Annotated in this window: 19 protein-coding genes and 1 tRNA gene; 8 read left to right on the forward strand and 12 right to left on the reverse strand. The window is 68.6% G+C overall.

Annotation, left to right across the window (positions count from 1 at the left end):
- Positions 1–19 precede the first annotated feature (19 nt).
- The 4 genes from ACLBWH_RS16125 to ACLBWH_RS16140 all read left to right on the forward strand — a co-directional run bounded on the left by ACLBWH_RS16125 (position 20) and on the right by ACLBWH_RS16140 (position 4,201).
- Positions 20–973, forward strand: a complete 954-nt coding sequence (locus ACLBWH_RS16125) for an alpha/beta hydrolase (protein ID WP_447799851.1) — start codon at positions 20–22, stop codon at positions 971–973.
- 134 nt (positions 974–1,107) lie between these two features.
- Entirely contained in the window at positions 1,108–2,145 is a 1,038-nt protein-coding gene (locus tag ACLBWH_RS16130) for a glycosyltransferase family 2 protein (RefSeq protein ID WP_447799852.1), read from the forward strand.
- A gap of 33 nt (positions 2,146–2,178) precedes the next feature.
- A complete protein-coding gene (locus ACLBWH_RS16135) occupies positions 2,179–2,547 on the forward strand; it encodes a hypothetical protein (RefSeq protein ID WP_322848564.1) in 369 nt (122 codons plus the stop codon).
- 118 nt (positions 2,548–2,665) lie between these two features.
- Positions 2,666–4,201: a cation:proton antiporter gene (locus tag ACLBWH_RS16140; protein WP_447799853.1), complete on the forward strand. Its 1,536-nt coding sequence runs from the start codon at positions 2,666–2,668 to the stop codon at positions 4,199–4,201.
- Here the strand turns inward: ACLBWH_RS16140 and ACLBWH_RS16145 are convergent.
- Complete coding sequence (locus ACLBWH_RS16145) at positions 4,185–4,898, reverse strand: dihydrofolate reductase family protein (RefSeq protein WP_447799854.1); 714 nt, start codon at positions 4,896–4,898, stop codon at positions 4,185–4,187. The two genes, ACLBWH_RS16140 and ACLBWH_RS16145, sit on opposite strands and share 17 nt — an antisense overlap.
- A gap of 187 nt (positions 4,899–5,085) precedes the next feature.
- Between ACLBWH_RS16145 and ACLBWH_RS16150 the strand changes: the two genes are divergently transcribed.
- On the forward strand, positions 5,086–5,370 hold the full coding sequence (locus ACLBWH_RS16150) for a hypothetical protein (RefSeq protein WP_322848561.1): 285 nt from the start codon (positions 5,086–5,088) through the stop codon (positions 5,368–5,370).
- Between the two features lie 82 nt (positions 5,371–5,452).
- Here the strand turns inward: ACLBWH_RS16150 and ACLBWH_RS16155 are convergent.
- Positions 5,453–5,528 (reverse strand) — tRNA-Lys (locus ACLBWH_RS16155).
- Positions 5,529–5,548: 20 nt separating this feature from the next.
- On the reverse strand, positions 5,549–6,025 hold the full coding sequence (gene folK / locus ACLBWH_RS16160; protein ID WP_447799855.1) for a 2-amino-4-hydroxy-6-hydroxymethyldihydropteridine diphosphokinase: 477 nt from the start codon (positions 6,023–6,025) through the stop codon (positions 5,549–5,551).
- A 22-nt stretch (positions 6,026–6,047) separates the two neighbouring features.
- Here folK and ACLBWH_RS16165 point away from each other — a divergent pair, with 22 nt between their 5' ends.
- Positions 6,048–6,746, forward strand: coding sequence for a uracil-DNA glycosylase (locus tag ACLBWH_RS16165; protein ID WP_447799856.1), 699 nt, complete (start codon positions 6,048–6,050; stop codon positions 6,744–6,746).
- Here ACLBWH_RS16165 and aguB read toward each other — a convergent pair.
- The 4 genes from aguB to rpsD form a co-directional block, all read right to left on the reverse strand.
- Entirely contained in the window at positions 6,734–7,594 is an 861-nt protein-coding gene (aguB, locus tag ACLBWH_RS16170; RefSeq protein WP_322848558.1) for an N-carbamoylputrescine amidase, read from the reverse strand. The genes ACLBWH_RS16165 and aguB overlap by 13 nt on opposite strands.
- Positions 7,595–7,703: 109 nt before the next feature.
- Positions 7,704–8,678: an agmatine deiminase family protein gene (locus ACLBWH_RS16175; RefSeq protein ID WP_322848557.1), complete on the reverse strand. Its 975-nt coding sequence runs from the start codon at positions 8,676–8,678 to the stop codon at positions 7,704–7,706.
- Positions 8,675–10,315: a M28 family metallopeptidase gene (locus tag ACLBWH_RS16180; protein ID WP_447799858.1), complete on the reverse strand. Its 1,641-nt coding sequence runs from the start codon at positions 10,313–10,315 to the stop codon at positions 8,675–8,677. Before ACLBWH_RS16180 ends, ACLBWH_RS16175 begins: the two co-directional genes overlap by 4 nt.
- Before the next feature lie 394 nt (positions 10,316–10,709).
- A complete protein-coding gene (gene rpsD / locus ACLBWH_RS16185) occupies positions 10,710–11,324 on the reverse strand; it encodes a 30S ribosomal protein S4 (RefSeq protein ID WP_322848555.1) in 615 nt (204 codons plus the stop codon).
- A 209-nt stretch (positions 11,325–11,533) separates the two neighbouring features.
- Here rpsD and ACLBWH_RS16190 point away from each other — a divergent pair, with 209 nt between their 5' ends.
- Positions 11,534–11,836: a chorismate mutase gene (locus tag ACLBWH_RS16190; RefSeq protein WP_447799860.1), complete on the forward strand. Its 303-nt coding sequence runs from the start codon at positions 11,534–11,536 to the stop codon at positions 11,834–11,836.
- Here ACLBWH_RS16190 and ACLBWH_RS16195 read toward each other — a convergent pair.
- Genes ACLBWH_RS16195 through rpiB form a run of 5 tightly spaced genes read right to left on the reverse strand, consistent with a single transcriptional unit; the run spans position 11,806 to position 14,964 of the window.
- A complete protein-coding gene (locus ACLBWH_RS16195; protein WP_322848553.1) occupies positions 11,806–12,555 on the reverse strand; it encodes an RNA methyltransferase in 750 nt (249 codons plus the stop codon). The two genes, ACLBWH_RS16190 and ACLBWH_RS16195, sit on opposite strands and share 31 nt — an antisense overlap.
- Entirely contained in the window at positions 12,552–13,028 is a 477-nt protein-coding gene (gene nrdR / locus ACLBWH_RS16200; RefSeq protein ID WP_322848552.1) for a transcriptional regulator NrdR, read from the reverse strand. Before nrdR ends, ACLBWH_RS16195 begins: the two co-directional genes overlap by 4 nt.
- Before the next feature lie 8 nt (positions 13,029–13,036).
- Positions 13,037–13,210 carry a small multi-drug export protein gene (locus tag ACLBWH_RS16205; protein ID WP_166753199.1) on the reverse strand — a complete coding sequence of 58 codons (174 nt, stop codon included), beginning with the start codon at positions 13,208–13,210 and terminating at the stop codon, positions 13,037–13,039.
- Between the two features lie 4 nt (positions 13,211–13,214).
- Entirely contained in the window at positions 13,215–14,525 is a 1,311-nt protein-coding gene (glyA, locus tag ACLBWH_RS16210) for a serine hydroxymethyltransferase (protein WP_447799862.1), read from the reverse strand.
- Positions 14,526–14,529: 4 nt separating this feature from the next.
- The gene (gene rpiB, locus ACLBWH_RS16215; RefSeq protein ID WP_447799864.1) at positions 14,530–14,964 is read right to left on the reverse strand and encodes a ribose 5-phosphate isomerase B; all 435 of its coding nucleotides are present in this window, start codon (positions 14,962–14,964) and stop codon (positions 14,530–14,532) included.
- 164 nt (positions 14,965–15,128) lie between these two features.
- On the opposite strand from rpiB, the gene ACLBWH_RS16220 reads away from it, so the two are divergent.
- Positions 15,129–15,605 (forward strand): DUF3429 domain-containing protein, encoded by a 477-nt coding sequence (locus ACLBWH_RS16220; RefSeq protein WP_322848549.1) that lies wholly within the window; start codon positions 15,129–15,131, stop codon positions 15,603–15,605.
- The last annotated feature ends 200 nt before the right edge of the window (positions 15,606–15,805 follow it).

Raw genomic sequence — 15,805 nt, forward strand, 5'->3', positions numbered from 1 at the left:
ATCATCAGGGAGAGCGAACATGAGACACCGTATCCACGCCGCCGCGATCGCCCATCTGCTGCGCCCGATCGGGGTCGGCATCCTCGCCGCCGCGACGTTGACCGCACCCGTTCAGGCGCAGAGCGACAAGATGGTGCCGATCCCCACCCCGGCGCAGCCCGGCGCGATCACGCTCGACACCGGCAAGCTGCCCGGCGCCACCGCGCCGGAGGCGTGGCACAGCCAATATGGCAGTGTTTTCACCCGCAACGTCACCGTCGCGACGCTGACCCCCTTCCTGCCCGATCCCGCCAAGGCGACCGGTGCCGCGGTCATCGTCGCGCCCGGCGGCGGCTTCCGCACGCTGTCGATGGAGAATGAGGGCTGGGACGTCGCGCGGGCGCTCGCCGCCAAGGGCGTCGCCGCCTTCGTGCTGAAATACCGGCTCAACCCGACGCCCGCGGATATGCCCGGCTTCGAACGCTCGATGGCGGAGATCTTCGGTCCCGGCGCCCGCCCGCCGCGGCCGCGCGCCGATGCGATGGCGGCCAGCCTCGCGCCGCAGATCGCCGACGCCCGCGCGGCCTTCGCTTTGGTCCGCAAGCGTGCCGGCGAATGGCACGTCGATGCCGACCGGATCGGCATGGTCGGCTTCTCCGCCGGCGCGATGCTGACGATGGCGACGACGCTGTCCGGCGGCGACGCCAAGCCCGCCTTCATCGGCAACATCTACGGTCCGTTGACGGCGGTCACCGTGCCCGCCGATGCGCCGCCGATGTTCGTCGCGCTCGCCTCCGACGATCCGTTCTTCGCCAATGGCGGCTTCGGCCTGATCGAAAGCTGGCGCACCGCCAAGCGGCCGGTCGAATTCCATTTGTTCGAACAGGGCGGCCATGGCTTCGGCATGTACCCGAAACCGACGACCAGCACCGGCTGGTTCGAGGAATTCGCCCGTTGGATGGACATGCACGGCTTGCTCAAGCGCCGCGGATGATCCCGCCCGCCCGCCCCGACGGGGCGGGCCGGTCCGGCCGCACGGGAATCCCGGTTCGGCACCGACCTGGCGCAATCGTCGGCGCAGGTTGCATTGCGCCCACCCTCCACGCGGTACATGGTTAAAGAAAAATCATGGAGGGAATCAGCGTGCAGGCGGCTCATGTCTCCGTCGCCATGGCGACGTACAACGGCGAACGGTTCATCGCCGAACAACTCCGCTCGCTCGCCGCGCAGGAACGCCTTCCCGCCGAACTGGTCATTTGCGACGATCTGTCGACCGACCGTACCGTCGCGATCATCGAAACATTCGCGCGCACCGCGCCTTTCCCGGTCAGACTCTATCGCAACGACGTGCGGCTGCGCTTTTCCGAAAACTTCATGAAGGCGATCCGGCTCTGCGAGAGCCGCTATATCGCCTTCTGCGATCAGGACGACATCTGGCATCCGGCCAAGATCGCCCGCTCGCTGGATGCGATGGCGGCGACGGGGGCATTGATGTGCTCGCATCGCGTCGACCTGATCGACGATGCCGGCGCGGCGACCGGCCAGTCCGCCAACCTGTCGAAGCGCGCGATCCTGCAAGGCCGGACCTTCGAGCCATGGGGCGTGTTCCTCGGCTTCACCTGTACGATCGACCGCCGGTTGCTCCAGTGGATCGACCCGGCGGCGCGACCGCGCGACCTCATCGAATATGACCGGCCGATGTCGCACGATCGCTGGTTCTATCTCGTCGCCGGCCTGTTCGGCAGCATCTGCTATATCGACGAGCCGCTCGCGTCCTACCGCCAGCACGGCGGCAACGTCTTCGGCCGCACCCGGACCACGATGATCGGCCGGGTCCGCAAGGCGGTGGAGAAATACCCCACCTATATCGCGCAGCGACAGCGGATCGCCGCCGACACCGCACGCCTGCTGGCCAGCGTCCGCGACGGCATCGAATCGCCGGACTTCCACACCGCCGCCGATCGCTGGTCGCAGGTCGCCGCCTTCTACACCGCGCGCCACGCCGTCTTCTCCGCGCCCAGCGTCGCCGCGCGGCTGCGGCGGCTCTATGCGGCGTATCGCGACCGCCATTATCGTCCCGGCTGGGGCGGCGGCGGCGCCACGCTGATCGTCCAGGACGCGATCGCCGCCGTGCTCGCGCGCCGGCCGGCGCCCGACCGCTGGTAGACGCGCACCGCCGGCGGCCGTAGGGCGCGCGCCATGGTTGGACTTTCGCAGGCGCGCGTCGCGCCGATCGCACGGTTGCTGTTCTGGGCGGCTCTTCTCTTCGCCCTGGTCATGGCGCTGTCGCCGCGCCCGCCGGTCACCGTCGACGTTCTGGACAAATGGCAGCATATGACCGCGTTCGGCACGCTCACCGTGCTCGCCTGCGCCGGCTGGCCGCGCGCACCGCTCGGCCGCATCGCCGAACGGCTGAGCTTCCTCGGCGCGATGATCGAGCTGGTGCAGTCGGTTCCGGTATTGCACCGCGACTGCGACATCATGGACTGGGTCGCCGACACCGCGATCATCGTCGGCGTCGTGCTGGTGGTGGCGGTCGCGCGGAGCGGCCGCCCGCGCCGGTTGTGACCCAGTGAGCACGGCCGGGAACACGATCCGCTAGCCACGGCGCCGTTCCGCGGCGCCGCACGTTCTTCGCCGGCGTACCGGCTCGATCGACGAGGAAGGCGGCGCAAGGGGACAAACCGTGCTGGTGTTCGAGACGATCCTGCTGCTGCTGCTGGGCGCCGCGCTGCTCTCGATGCTCGCCGGGCGGATCGGTGTGCCCTATCCGACGCTGCTCGCGGTCGGCGGCGTCTTGGTCGCCCTGATCCCCGGGGTGCCGCGGCTCGGCCTGCCGCCGGAGCTGATCCTCGCGCTGTTCGTCGCACCGGTCCTGCTCGATGCCGCCCACGACACGTCGCTGCGCGACCTGCGGGCGAATTGGCGGCCGGTGCTGTCGCTGGTGCTCGTCGCGGTCGGGCTGACCACCATTGCGGTCGCCTGCGTCTCGCGCGTCTTCCTGCCAAACATGCCGTGGGCGGCGGCGATCGCGCTCGGCGCGCTGCTCGCGCCCCCCGATGCCGTCGCCGCGCTGGCGGTGATGCGCTCGGTCGCGCCGCCGCATCGCATCCGCTCGATCCTGGAGGGCGAAAGCCTGCTCAACGATGCCTCGTCGCTGCTCGTCTACAAGCTGGCGGTGACCGCGGTCGCGGTTGGCGGCTTCCGGGTCGTCGATGCGGTGCCGGCATTCGCGCTGGTCACGGTCGGCAGCGTCGTAGTGGGCTGGCTGCTTGCGGTGCTCGTCGGCCGCATCACCGCGCCGATCGAGCATCCGGCGATCGCCACGATCCTCCAGTTCGTGACGACCTTCGGCGTGTGGATCGTCGCCGAACGGCTCGAACTGTCGGGCGTGGTCACGATCGTCGTGTTCGGGCTGACCGCGGGCCGCCGCGCCTCGGGATCGTCGCGGACGTCGGTGCGCATCCTGTCGTTCGCGACATGGGAGACGATGACGCTGGTCCTCAACGTGCTGGCGTTCACGACGATCGGATTGCAGCTCGGCCCGATCATGGAGCGGCTGGATGGCGGGGAACGCGCGACCTATCCGCTCTATGCTCTAGCGATCCTCGTCGTCGTCATCCTCGTCCGGCTCGCCTGGGTCTTGGTGTACGGCGCCTCGCACCGGCTGTCGCGGGCGCCGGGCGACGCACCGCGCAGCTGGACCGCCACGTTCAAGAGCGGCCTGCTGGTCGGATGGTCGGGCATGCGCGGCATCGTCACGCTGGCGGCCGCGCTCGCCCTCCCCGCCGATTTCCCCTATCGCGATTTCATCCTGCTCGTCGCCTTCGTCGTGGTGCTCGGGACTTTGGTCGTCCAGGGCCTGACGCTCAAACCGCTCCTCCACGCGCTGCACTTCCCGCCCGACACCATCGTCGAGGATGAGATCGCCACCGCACGATCGGCCGCGATCGGCGCGGCGATGCAGGTCCTCGACGGCGAACCGGGGCCGGCGGCCGAGCGGCTGCGCCACGAATATCGCGAAGCGCTCGGCGTCGCGCGGGCCGGCGAGGATCCGCGCACCTCGTCCGACAATGCGTTGCGCCAGCGTGTGCTACCCGCGTCGCGCCACGCGCTCGATACGCTGCGCAGCGCCGGGACGATCGGCGACGAAGCCTATCGCGCGGTCGAGCAGGAGCTCGACTGGCTCGAACTCAGCTCGCGTCCTACGGAGAGCGCCTGACCGCCCGCACGTCATAAGCGAGATGGACGACGCCATGGTCCATCGGCACGGCGGATCGGAACGACAGCGTCACCGCACCGGCCAGCCCGTCCTCGCCGTGCGAGACGATGCCCTGCACGCCCTCGCCGCCATCGAGCGCCGGCGCGACCAGCACGTGCAGCTCGTCGACCAGTCCCGCCGCCAGCATCGATCCGTTGATGCCGCCGCCGCCTTCCAGCAGCAGTCGGCGGATGCCGAATTGCGCGCCGAGCGTGTCGAGCGCGGCCGCGAGATCGATGTCGGCCGCGTCGGCGACGATATAGGACACGCCGTCGCCGGCGAGCTCCGCCAGATGTTCGTCCGCGACATCGGCGCCGAGCAGCACGATCACGTGATCGCCGCCGATATCGCCCTTCGCGAAGTGCAGCTTGCCCGCCCGATCGACCGCGACCGCATAGCCGTCGGCCGTGGCGGCGACGTGGACGGGTCTCGTCACGGCCACACCCGCGGCGGCGGCGGTCGGATGTGCCGCAGCCTTCGACATCTCCGCCATCGTCACCCGCCCGACCAGCCACGCGTCCGCCGCCATCGCATCGTGCAGCCGCTCGTAGACGCCGCTCCATGCCTTCGGCGTTCCATCGGGGCTGGCGGTATAGCGGCTGGGATGCAGACGACCGTCCACCGACGACATCATCAGGCAGGCGACATGCGGCTTCATCAAGGGTCCTTTGCGATCAGATCGATGACGAAGCGCTGTCGCCCGCCGGATCGTTCCATCCGCCACCCGCGCCCCCTCCGTTACCCGACGCTACCATGATCTCATCGGCGACGGGACGCCTGCGGGCTTGCTCTGCCACGCAGTATAGTCAATGTTGCTGACATTGTCGTGACGGGGGAGATGCCGCTTGCATATCAGTTCGTTTGTCACAGCTGCGGCGATCATGATCTATTCGAGCAGCGGCTCCGCCCAGACTGCGCCGCCGAAGACCGCGGCGCCGGCCAAGTCGCTCTCGCGTGATCCCGACGCCAAGATCTGCCGGATCGAAGATGTGACGGGTAGCCACTTCACCACGAAGACGTGTCACACGCGCCGGGAATGGGCCGCCGTCGACGACGATAATGCCGCGGACAAGGAGCGGATATTTCGCATGCGCCGCGGCTATCCCGGGAGGATGGAAGCAGACCGCTGAACCGGGCAGTCGGCCCCCGCAGCGGATCGCCTGGTACCCGCCTGGTCGAAGGGGGCGGGTGGATGCCCCCGGAAAGCGTCGATGGTGGGTCCGCCGGGGCTCGAACCCGGGACCTCTCGATTAAAAGTCGCTTGCTCTACCGACTGAGCTACGGACCCCCGCCATCGATCCGGGGCACCTAGGCGCGGGGGCGCGGTCGGTCAACCGCATGTGACAATTGTCTGACCGTTCGCGCCCGCGGCGGTACGCGCCAGTCCGGCGCGATCCGTGCGAGCGGCCCCAGCACGAAGCCGCGCGCGGCCAGCGCCGCATGCGGCACGGTCAGCCGCGGATCGCACCAGACCCCGCCCGACCAGAGCAGGATATCGAGGTCGATCACCCGCGCGCCCCAGCGCCGCCCGCGTCGTCGGCCGAATGCCGCCTCGATTGCCTTGAGCCGGGTGAGCAGCACCGGCGGCGCCTCGTCGCTGGCGATCAGGATCGCGGCATTGGCGAAGCGGCGGATCGACGGCCCCAGCGGCGCCGAGCCGATCACCGGCGACGCCGAAACCAGCCCGCCGATCGCCGTGATCGCCGCGCGCACCTCGTCGGCGGGGCCGCCGTGCCGCCCGCGGCGGTTCGATCCGATCCCGATCGCATAGATTGCCGTCGCCATCCCGGGGCTTTAGGCGAAAGCGATGACCTTCGATACGCTCGCGCCCGACATCGCCACCGACCTGCCCGCCCAAGACCCGCTCGCCGCGGTCGAGCCGCCGCGCGACTGCCCGCGCTGCCCGCGGCTCGTCGCCGCACGCGAGGCGTTGCGGATCGACAATCCGACGTGGTGGAACGCCCCTGTCCCCGCCTTCGGCGATCCCGAGGCGTGGCTGGCGATCGTCGGCCTCGCGCCGGGGCTGCACGGCGCCAACCGTACTGGCCGCCCGTTCACCGGCGACCATTCGGGCGCCTTGCTGTTCGCGACGCTCGGCAAGCTCGGCCTCGCCACCGGCACCTTTGCCAATCGCGTCACCGACGATCTCGCGCTGACCGGGGCGATCGTCGTCAACGCGGTCAAATGCCTGCCGCCGGCCAACAAGCCGACGCCCGAGGAGATCCGCACCTGCCGCCCGTTCCTCGGCGGCGAGATCGCGGCGCTGCCCAACGTCCGCATCGTCGTCGCCCTGGGGCAGGTCGCGCACCAGTCGGCGGTCAAGGTGATGGGCGGTCGCCTGCCCAAGGCCAATTTCGCGCATGGCGCCGAGCACCGCATGCCCGACGGCCGCATCCTCATCGATAGCTACCACCCGTCGCGCTACAACCAGAACACCGGCCGGCTCGACGAAGCAATGTTTGAATCGGTGTTCGCCCGCGCGGCGGCGCTGCGTCAGACGTCCTGAACGAGCCGCCCGTACAACTCGGGCCGGCGATCGCGGAAGAAACCGAAGGCGGCGCGGTGGCGCTTGACCCGGTCGAGGTCGAGCGTCGCGGCGATCACGCCCTCCTCGTCGCGGCCGAGTTCGGCGAGTACGTCGCCGCGCTCGTCGACGATGAAGCTGGTGCCGTAGAAATGCTGGCCGTGTTCGGTGCCGATCCGGTTGGCGGCAATGACCGGCACGACGTTGGACACGGCATGGCCGACCATCGCGCGCCGCCACAGCCGGGCGGTATCGAGGCTGGTGTCGTGCGGCTCGCTACCGATCGCGGTCGGGTAGAACAGCACCTGCGCGCCCATCAGCATCAGCGCGCGCGCGGTCTCGGGATACCATTGGTCCCAGCAGACGCCGACGCCGAGCGTCCAGCCCGGCGCGGTCGGCGGCGCCGGCCAGACCTTGAAGCCGGTGTTGCCGGGGCGGAAGTAGAATTTCTCCTCGTAACCGGGGCCGTCGGGGATGTGGCTCTTGCGATAGACGCCCTGCACCTCGCCGTCGGGACCGATCATCGCCAGGCTGTTGTAATAATGCGGCCCGTCCGCCTCGAAGAAGCTGGTCGGGATCGTCACCTCGAGCGCCTCGGCGAGCGCCTGCATCGCCAGCACCGCCTTGTGCTCGCGCACCGGCGCGGCATTGGCGAACAGTCCCTCGTCCTCGACGCGGCAGAAATATTCGCCCTCGAACAATTCGGGCGGCAGGATCACCTGCGCGCCCCGCCCCGCCGCCTCGCGCACTAGGCGCGAGACGTTGGCGATGTTCGCATCGATATCGTCGGAGAAGGCGAGCTGCAGCGCGGCGACGGTGATCTGGGTCATGCGCGCCACATAAGGGGCCGGACGTGAGTCGTCACCCCTTGCGTGGGGCTCGGGTGCTCGCCCCTTTCACGGAGTGGGTGGATCGAAGGTCACCCACGCCGACCGGCGATCACACCCCCGCCGGGATCTGCTGGCTGATGCAGTGGAAGCTGCCACCCCCAGTCAGGATATGGTCGGCGCGTAGCCCCACCGCCTCGCGGTCGGGGAACAGCGCCTGCACCGCGCGCACCGCGGCGGCATCGTTCTCGGCGCCGTACAGCGGCACGACCACCGCGGCATTGCCGATGTAGAAGTTCATATAGCTCGCCGGCACGACCTCCTCGTCGCGCAGCACGCGGCCCGGCGACGGGATCGTCACCACCTCCAGCCCCGCCGCCCGCGCGTCGCGCAGCGCATGTTGATAGACCTGCCAATTGGGATCGTTCTCGGCGGCTTCCGGCAGCGCCAGCCGCCCCTCGCCGACGAAGCGGGCGAGATTGTCGACATGGCCGTCGGTATGGTCGTTGAGCAGCCCGTCGCCCAGCCACACCACCTTGGTCAGCCCCAGGTCGCCGCGCAACCGCGCCTCGATCTGCGCCTTGTCCAGCGTCGGGTTGCGGTTGGCGTTGAGCAGGCATTGCTCGGTCGTCACGACGACGCCGGTGCCGTCGCCGTCGATCGCGCCGCCTTCGAGCACCCAGTTGCAATAGCCGACGCGGCGGCCGTGCCGCTTGGCGAGGCGCATGCCGATCGTATCGTCGCCGGGCAGATCGTATTTGCCGCCCCAGCCGTTGAAGCCGAAGTCGCACGCTTCGCCGTTGCCGAGCAGGATCGGCCCCGTATCGCGCAGCCAGATATCGCCGAACGGCTCGACCACCACCTCGGCGAACGGCGCCATCCGGCTGGCGGCGTTGCCCGCCTCGGCATCGGCGGCGACGAGAATCACGGTTTCGCCGCGCCCCCCGGCATGGACCGCACGGGCGAAGGCGACCACCTCCTCGCGCGCGGGATCGAGATCTTCCTCCCACAATTCGGGATGGCTTGGAAAGCCGATCCACACCGCATCATGCGGCGCCCATTCGGCAGGCGGCGGAACGACGGTCACTTCGCGGATCCCAGGCTGGCGCGGCTCCTGTCGCGGATCGCGCGGAATTCGTCGCCGGGCGTCCAGTTCGGCCAGTCGCGGCCGTCGGCGAGATCGCGCGCGATCATATAATACAGGCCGACATCCTGCTGCACGCCGCTCCAGTCCCAATTGGGATCATATTCGTCTGAGGGCGCGTGATAGCGATTCTCCTCGTAATCCTTCGCCGCCGCCTGCCCCGCGGCGAGCCCGCCCTTCACCAGATTCTGACCGGTCTCGAAATAGACCATCGGCACCCCGTGCTTGGCGAGGCTGAAATGGTCGGAGCGATAATAGAAGCCCTTCTCCGGGGTCGGTTCGGGCGTCGCGGTGCGGCCCTGGCGCTTGAGCGCGGCGGTGAGATAGCCGTCGAGCTGCGACTTGCCCGGGCCGATCACGATCACGTCCTTCGACGGGCCGTACATGGCGAGCGCGTCCATATTGGCGCCGCCCACCGTCTTCGCGAGCGGATAGACCGGATTCTCGCCATAATAAGCCGAGCCGAGCAGCCCCGATTCCTCGGCCGTCAGCGCGACGAACACCATCGAGCGGCGCGCCGGCCCGGCCTTGGCATTCGCCTCCGCCAGCGCGACCAGCGCCGCGGTGCCGTCGGCATTGTCGACCGCGCCGTTGCAGATGCCGTCGCCGTTGACCGGGGTGCAATGGCCGAGGTGATCCCAATGCGCCGACAGCAGCACATATTCGTCCGGCGCCTCGCGCCCCGGCAGGATGCCGACGACATTGTGCGAGATCTGCTTCTTGATCTGGTTGTCGAAGCTCACCGACGCCTTCAGCCCGAGCGGCACCGGCTTGAAGCCCTTCACCTTTGCCGCCGCGGCGAGGCTATCGAAGTCCTTCCCCGCGCTGGCGAACAGCGCGCGCGCCTTGTCGAGCTGCATCCAGCCGTGCGCGGCGCTGTCGTCCATATGGCCGTTTGCGGCATCGGCGACGTGCGCCGCGCCGGTGTTGCTCGACTGGACGACGTTCCAGCCATAGGCCGCAGGCTCGGTCTGGTGGACGATGATCACCGCCGCCGCGCCCTGCCGCGCCGCTTCCTCATATTTATACGTCCAGCGGCCGTAATAGGTCATCGCACGGCCGTTGAACGGGCCGGTCAGCCCCGGCGTCTGCCAGTCGGGATCGTTGATCAGGACGATCACCGTCTTCCCCTTGACGTCGAGCCCGGCATAATCGTTCCAGCCCTTCTCGGGCGCGTTGATGCCGTAACCGGCGAAGACGATGTCGCTGTCCTTGACGTCGATGTGCGGCGTGACGCGATAGGTGCCGATCACCATGTCCTTGCCATAAGCGAGGCTGAGCGGCGTCTTGCCGCCGGTGATCGTCAGCGGCGTGACGTTCTGCGCGGTGATCTCGACCAGCGGCACGTCCTGCAGCCAGCTGCCCTTGTTGCCGGGCTTGAGCCCCGCCTTCTCGAACTGCGCCTTGAGATAGGCGAGCGTCTTCTCCTCGCCGGCGCTGCCCGGCGCGCGGCCTTCGAAGGCGTCCGACGACAGGGTCTTGGTGACCGCCTTCATCGTCTCGACCGAGATCGGCGGCGCGGATTGGGCGAGCGCCATGCCGGGCGTGGCGAGCAGGGCCGCAAGAACGAAACGACGCATCGATTACTCCGCATGGATGGCAGCGTGGCCGGCCTTTTGCCGCCCGCGCGCGGCCTTGTCCACGGGCTCGCGCGCAGGCGTGGAGATGAAGGGTTTTGCGCGCAGAGGCGCGAAGGACGCAGAGGGGTTACGCCGCTGGCGCCGGAGGCGCTTCATCACGAAGCCGGGAGCCGCCCAGCCCGACCTGAGCGCAACATCCTCTGCGCTCTCTGCGCCTCTGCGCGCAAAGAATGAATCACGCGAAGACGCGAAGGTGCGAAGAGGTAGAGAGAGGGCCACGCCTGCGCTGCACGGCGCGGACGCCGCGCGCGCGACACCTTCGCGTCTTCGCGTGAATCAAAAAGGGCGGCCCGCAAGGACCGCCCTTCCAAATCCGAAACCGGAAGACCCGAAATCAGCGCGAGTAGAACTCGACGACCAGGTTCGGTTCCATCTTCACCGGGTAAGGCACTTCGTCGAGCGTCGGCACGCGGACGAAGGTGATCTTGGCGTTGCCGTCCGGCGCGACGTAATCGGGGATCTCACGCTCGGCGAGGTTCTGCGCCTCGAGGACGAGCGCCATTTCCTTGGCCTTGGTGCCCAGGGTGATCTCGTCGCCGACGAAGCAGCGGCGCGACGCGATGTTGCACTTCACGCCGTTGACGCGGATGTGGCCGTGGCTGACGATCTGGCGCGCGGCGAAGATCGTCGGCGCGAACTTGGCGCGATAGACGATCATGTCGAGACGCTGCTCGAGCAGGCCGATCAGGTTTTGGCTGGTGTCGCCCTTCATGCGGGCGGCTTCGGTGTAGCAGGCCTTGAACTGCTTCTCGGTGACGTCGCCGTAATAGCCCTTGAGCTTCTGCTTGGCGCGCAGCTGGATGCCGAAGTCCGACACCTTGCCCTTGCGGCGCTGGCCGTGCTGGCCCGGGCCGTATTCGCGCTTGTTGACCGGGCTCTTCGGCCGGCCCCAGATGTTCTCGCCGAGACGACGGTCGAGCTTGTGCTTGGCGCTATGGCGCTTCGACATAGTGATTCCTTGGCAACTGTAACGACGTGATCCCGTCCCATGGCAAGCCATGCGGCGGGGTTGATCCCGGTATCGCTCTGCTGATCCCTGACGGGGGCAGGCCATCCGCTTCACCGGGGTGCGGGGGCTGTTGCGAAGGCGGCCGCCTAGACGGGCCGTGCCGCCAAGTCAAGCTGGACAGCGTCGCGCCGCCGCGTCACACGGCGGGCATGACGACACCCCTGCCCGGCCCCGACTGCACGACGATGACCGAGGTGCGCGCCGGCGTCGACGCGCTCGACCGCGAGCTGGTCGCGCTGCTCGCGCGCCGCTTCGCCTATATGGACGCCGCGGCGCGTATCAAGCCGGAGCGCGCCCACGTCCGCGACGAGGCGCGCAAGACGCAGGTCATCGCCAATGCCCGCGCCGTGGCGGAGTCGCTCGGCCTGCCCGGCGCGGTCATCGCCGATCTGTGGGAGCAGCTCGTCGAGGCGTCGATCGCCTACGAACTGGCGTCGTTCGACCGGCGCTGAGCCTCGACCCGGCGGACCTTGGCGCCGTCCAGCGCCGACAAGACGCCGCGCACTGTCCGCACCTCCTGCGACGACCAGCCGGGCTTGGTCAGCAGCGTGCGCAGCGTCCGCCGCGTCTGGAACACCCGTTCGGGCGGGAAGAAAAAATTGGCGCGCTCCAACATGTCGTCGAGCTGGAGGATCATCCCCTCCAGTTCCTCATGCGGCGCGGGCGGCTCGATCGGGTTGATCGACGGCTGTGCGAGCGCCTCGCCCTTCGACCATTCGTAGGCGACGAGGATCACCGCCTGCGCGAGGTTGAGGCTGCCGAATGCGGGGTTGATCGGCACGGTGACGATCGTCCGCGCCAGCGCGACGTCGTCGGTCTCCAGCCCCGATCGCTCCGGCCCGAACAGGATCGCCGACCGCTCCGGCGCGGCGTGGATGTCGCGCGCCGCGATCTCGGGAGTCACCACCGGCTTGGTGATGCCGCGCTTGCGCACCGTCGTCGCATAGACGTGCGCGCAATCCGCCACCGCGTCGGCGACGCTGTCGAACACCTGCGCGTCGGCGAGCACGCTGTCGGCACCGCTCGCCGCCGGCCCCGCCTGCGGATTGGGCCAGCCGTCGCGCGGGCTGACCAGCCGCATGTCGGTGAGGCCGAAATTGAGCATGGCGCGCGCCGCCTTGCCGATATTCTCGCCGAGCTGCGGGCGGACGAGCACGATGACCGGCTTCATTCGGCGCGCCCCGCCTGCTCGACGGTGCCGGCGAATTCCTCGAAGTCGCGCGCCTCGCTGAAGTCGCGATAGACGCTGGCAAAGCGGATATAGGCAACCGAATCGAGCCCCTTGAGCCCGTCCATCACCATCTCGCCGATCCGCTTCGACGACACCTCGCTCTCGCCCTGCGTCTCGAGCTGGCGCTGGATGCCGCTGACCAGTTTCTCGATCCGCACCGGTTCGATCGGTCGCTTGCGCGTCGCGATCGATACCGAGCGCAGCAATTTCTCGCGATCGAACGGCTCGCGCCGCACCCCGCCGCTGCCGGTGCTCTTGAGCACCCACAGATCGCGCAGCTGGATCCGCTCGAAGGTGGTGAAGCGCGCCGCGCAGCCTTCGCACTGGCGCCGGCGCCGGATCGCCGCCCCATCTTCCGTGGGGCGGCTGTCCTTCACCTGGCTGTCTTCATGGCCGCAGAACGGGCAACGCATTCAGGCGATCAATCCTTGCGCTTGGCGTAGGCGACGCCCGCGCCGACCAGCGCACCCAGCACCGGCCCGACGAACGGGATCGGGATCGCCACGACCGCGCCGATCGCGCCGTATTTCGCCATCTTCTTGCCGAGGCCGGGGGTGTTCTTGACGGTCGCCTGGACCTCTTCGATCTTCGACATGGTGTTATCCTTCGTAGATGGGGAAGCGTGCGCACAGCGTGCGTACACGCTGCCGAACGTTCGCCTCGACCTCGGGGTCCCCATGTTCGCCCTTCTTGGCCAATCCGTCGAGCACGTCGGCGACCATGTTGCCGATCTCGCGGAATTCGGCGGGGCCGAAGCCGCGCGTCGTGCCGGCGGGCGAACCGACGCGGATGCCGCTGGTCTTGACCGGCGGCAGCGGATCGTTGGGAATGCCGTTCTTGTTGCAGGTGATGCCGGCACGCTCCAGCGCCTCGTCGGCGTCCTTGCCGGTGATGCCGAGCGGGGTGAGGTCGATCAGCGCGAGATGCGTGTCGGTGCCGCCCGAGACGACGTCCGAACCGCGCTCCTTCAGCGTCGCGGCGAGCACCTTGGCGTTCTCGACTACCGCGGCGATATAGCTCTTGTAGCCCGGCTGCAGCGCCTCGCCGAACGCGACCGCCTTGGCGGCGATGACGTGCATCAGCGGCCCGCCCTGCAGCCCCGGGAACACCGCCGAGTTGATCTTCTTCGCCAGCGCCTCGTCGTTGGACATGATCATCCCCCCCCGCGGGCCGCGCAGCGTCTTGTGCGTCGTCGTGGTGACGACATGCGCGTGGCCGAAGGGCGTCGGGTGCAGGCCGGCGGCGACGATGCCGGCGAAATGCGCCATGTCGACCATGAAATAGGCGCCGACCTTATCGGCGATTTCGCGGAAGCGGGCGAAGTCGATGACGCGCGGATAAGCACTGCCGCCGGCGATGATGAGCTTGGGGCTATGCTCGACGGCGAGCGCCTCGACCTGATCGTAATCGATCAGATGCGTCACCGGATCGACGCCGTACTGGATCGCGTTGAACCATTTGCCGCTCATCGCCGCACGCGCGCCATGGGTAAGGTGGCCGCCGGCGTCGAGGCTCATGCCGAGGATCGTCTCGCCCGGCTTGACCAGCGCCAGCATCACCGCGCCGTTCGCCTGCGCGCCCGAATGCGGCTGGACATTGACGAAGCCGCAACCGAAGATCTGCTTGGCGCGCTCGATCGCCAGGCTCTCGATCTCGTCCGACGGCGCGCAGCCCTGATAATAGCGCTTGCCCGGGTAGCCCTCGGCATATTTGTTGGTGAAGACCGAGCCCTGCGCCTCGAGCACCGCCTTGGAAACGATATTCTCCGACGCGATCAGCTCGATCTGCGTCTGCTCGCGCTCCAGTTCGTGGGCGATGCCGGCGAACACCGCGGGATCGGCGTCGGCGAGCGCTTCGCTGAAGAAGCCGGTGTGGCGGATATCGCTGAAGTCGGTGGGCTGGGTGCTCATGGGATCAGTCCTTTCGCGACAATTTGTCGACGCGGTTCTGGTGACGGCCGCCCTCGAACGGGGCGGCGAGGAAAGCTTCGAGACAGGCCTTGGCGAGATCGGGACCGATCAGCCGCGCGCCCATCGCGAGGACGTTGGCGTCGTTGTGCTGGCGCGCCAGCGCCGCCGACAGCGGTTCGGAGACCAGGGCGCAGCGGCAGGCCGGCTCGCGATTGACCGCGATCGAGATGCCGATGCCGGAACCGCAGAGCGCGACGCCGAACTCCGCCTCCCCCGCCGCGATGGCCCGTGCCAATTTGTACCCGTAATCGGGATAGTCGACCCGCGCGTCGCCGTCCGGCCCGAGATCGATCGCCGCATGGCCGAGCGTGCCGACATGCTCGACCAGCAGCGCCTTCAGCGCGACGGCGGCGTGATCGGAGGCGAAGGCGATGCGCAAGGGTGACGTCCCGTGACGGTGATGGGCGGTCAGGGCGCCTTAGCGGGGGATACGGCCAAATGCCACACCTGTTGCGGAACGTAGCGCGTCGCTCGCGCGCTAAGCGATCCACGCAATGCAGGATAAGAACATGCCGCAAGTCCCTCGACCCCGCGTTGGCCGGCATGGCTGAACCCGTTTCCGCCCGCGGGAGCGTCGGCGAGTCGCCGCTGATCCTCGGCTATGCGGGCCTGTTTCCGCAGATCGCTGCGGTCGCCACCTGCTTCTTCTCCGCCGAAAGCGACGTCGGGCCGATGTTCGCCTTCGCTTATGCGGCGCTGATCCTCAGCTTCCTCGGCGGCATCTGGTGGGGCTTCGCGATGCGCAGCGGCCGCGATCAGGGCCGGATCGCGACGCTGGCAGTGCTGCCGTCGCTGTTCGGCGCATTGCTGATCCTGCTGTCGATCGCGCACGTGCTGCCCTTGGGCCTCGCACTCGTGCTGATGGGTTCGGCGGTCATCACCACCCTGCTGATCGACCGCCGCCTGGTCGATACCGCCCACGCCCCCACCGGCTGGATGACGCTGCGCATCCCATTGTCGGTCGGGCTCGGCGGCCTGACGATCCTGTGCGGGATCATCTGCGGTCTGTCGGCGAGCTGATCGCGCGGGCGGCTACGCGTCGCCGCCCGAAGTCCGCCGCATGGGCCGGACGCTTTCCAACTCACCCCGTCACCCCGGGCTCGTTCCGGGGTGACGAGTCTCGCAAAGAAAACCGATCGAGCCTCGCTGCCGCCGCGATATCTCAAGGTCCCGAACCCCGCGAACAGCAGCGGACCAAGCCACCACCGCGCCCGGAAACC

The sequence above is a fragment of the Sphingomonas sp. M6A6_1c genome (genome assembly GCF_053345135.1).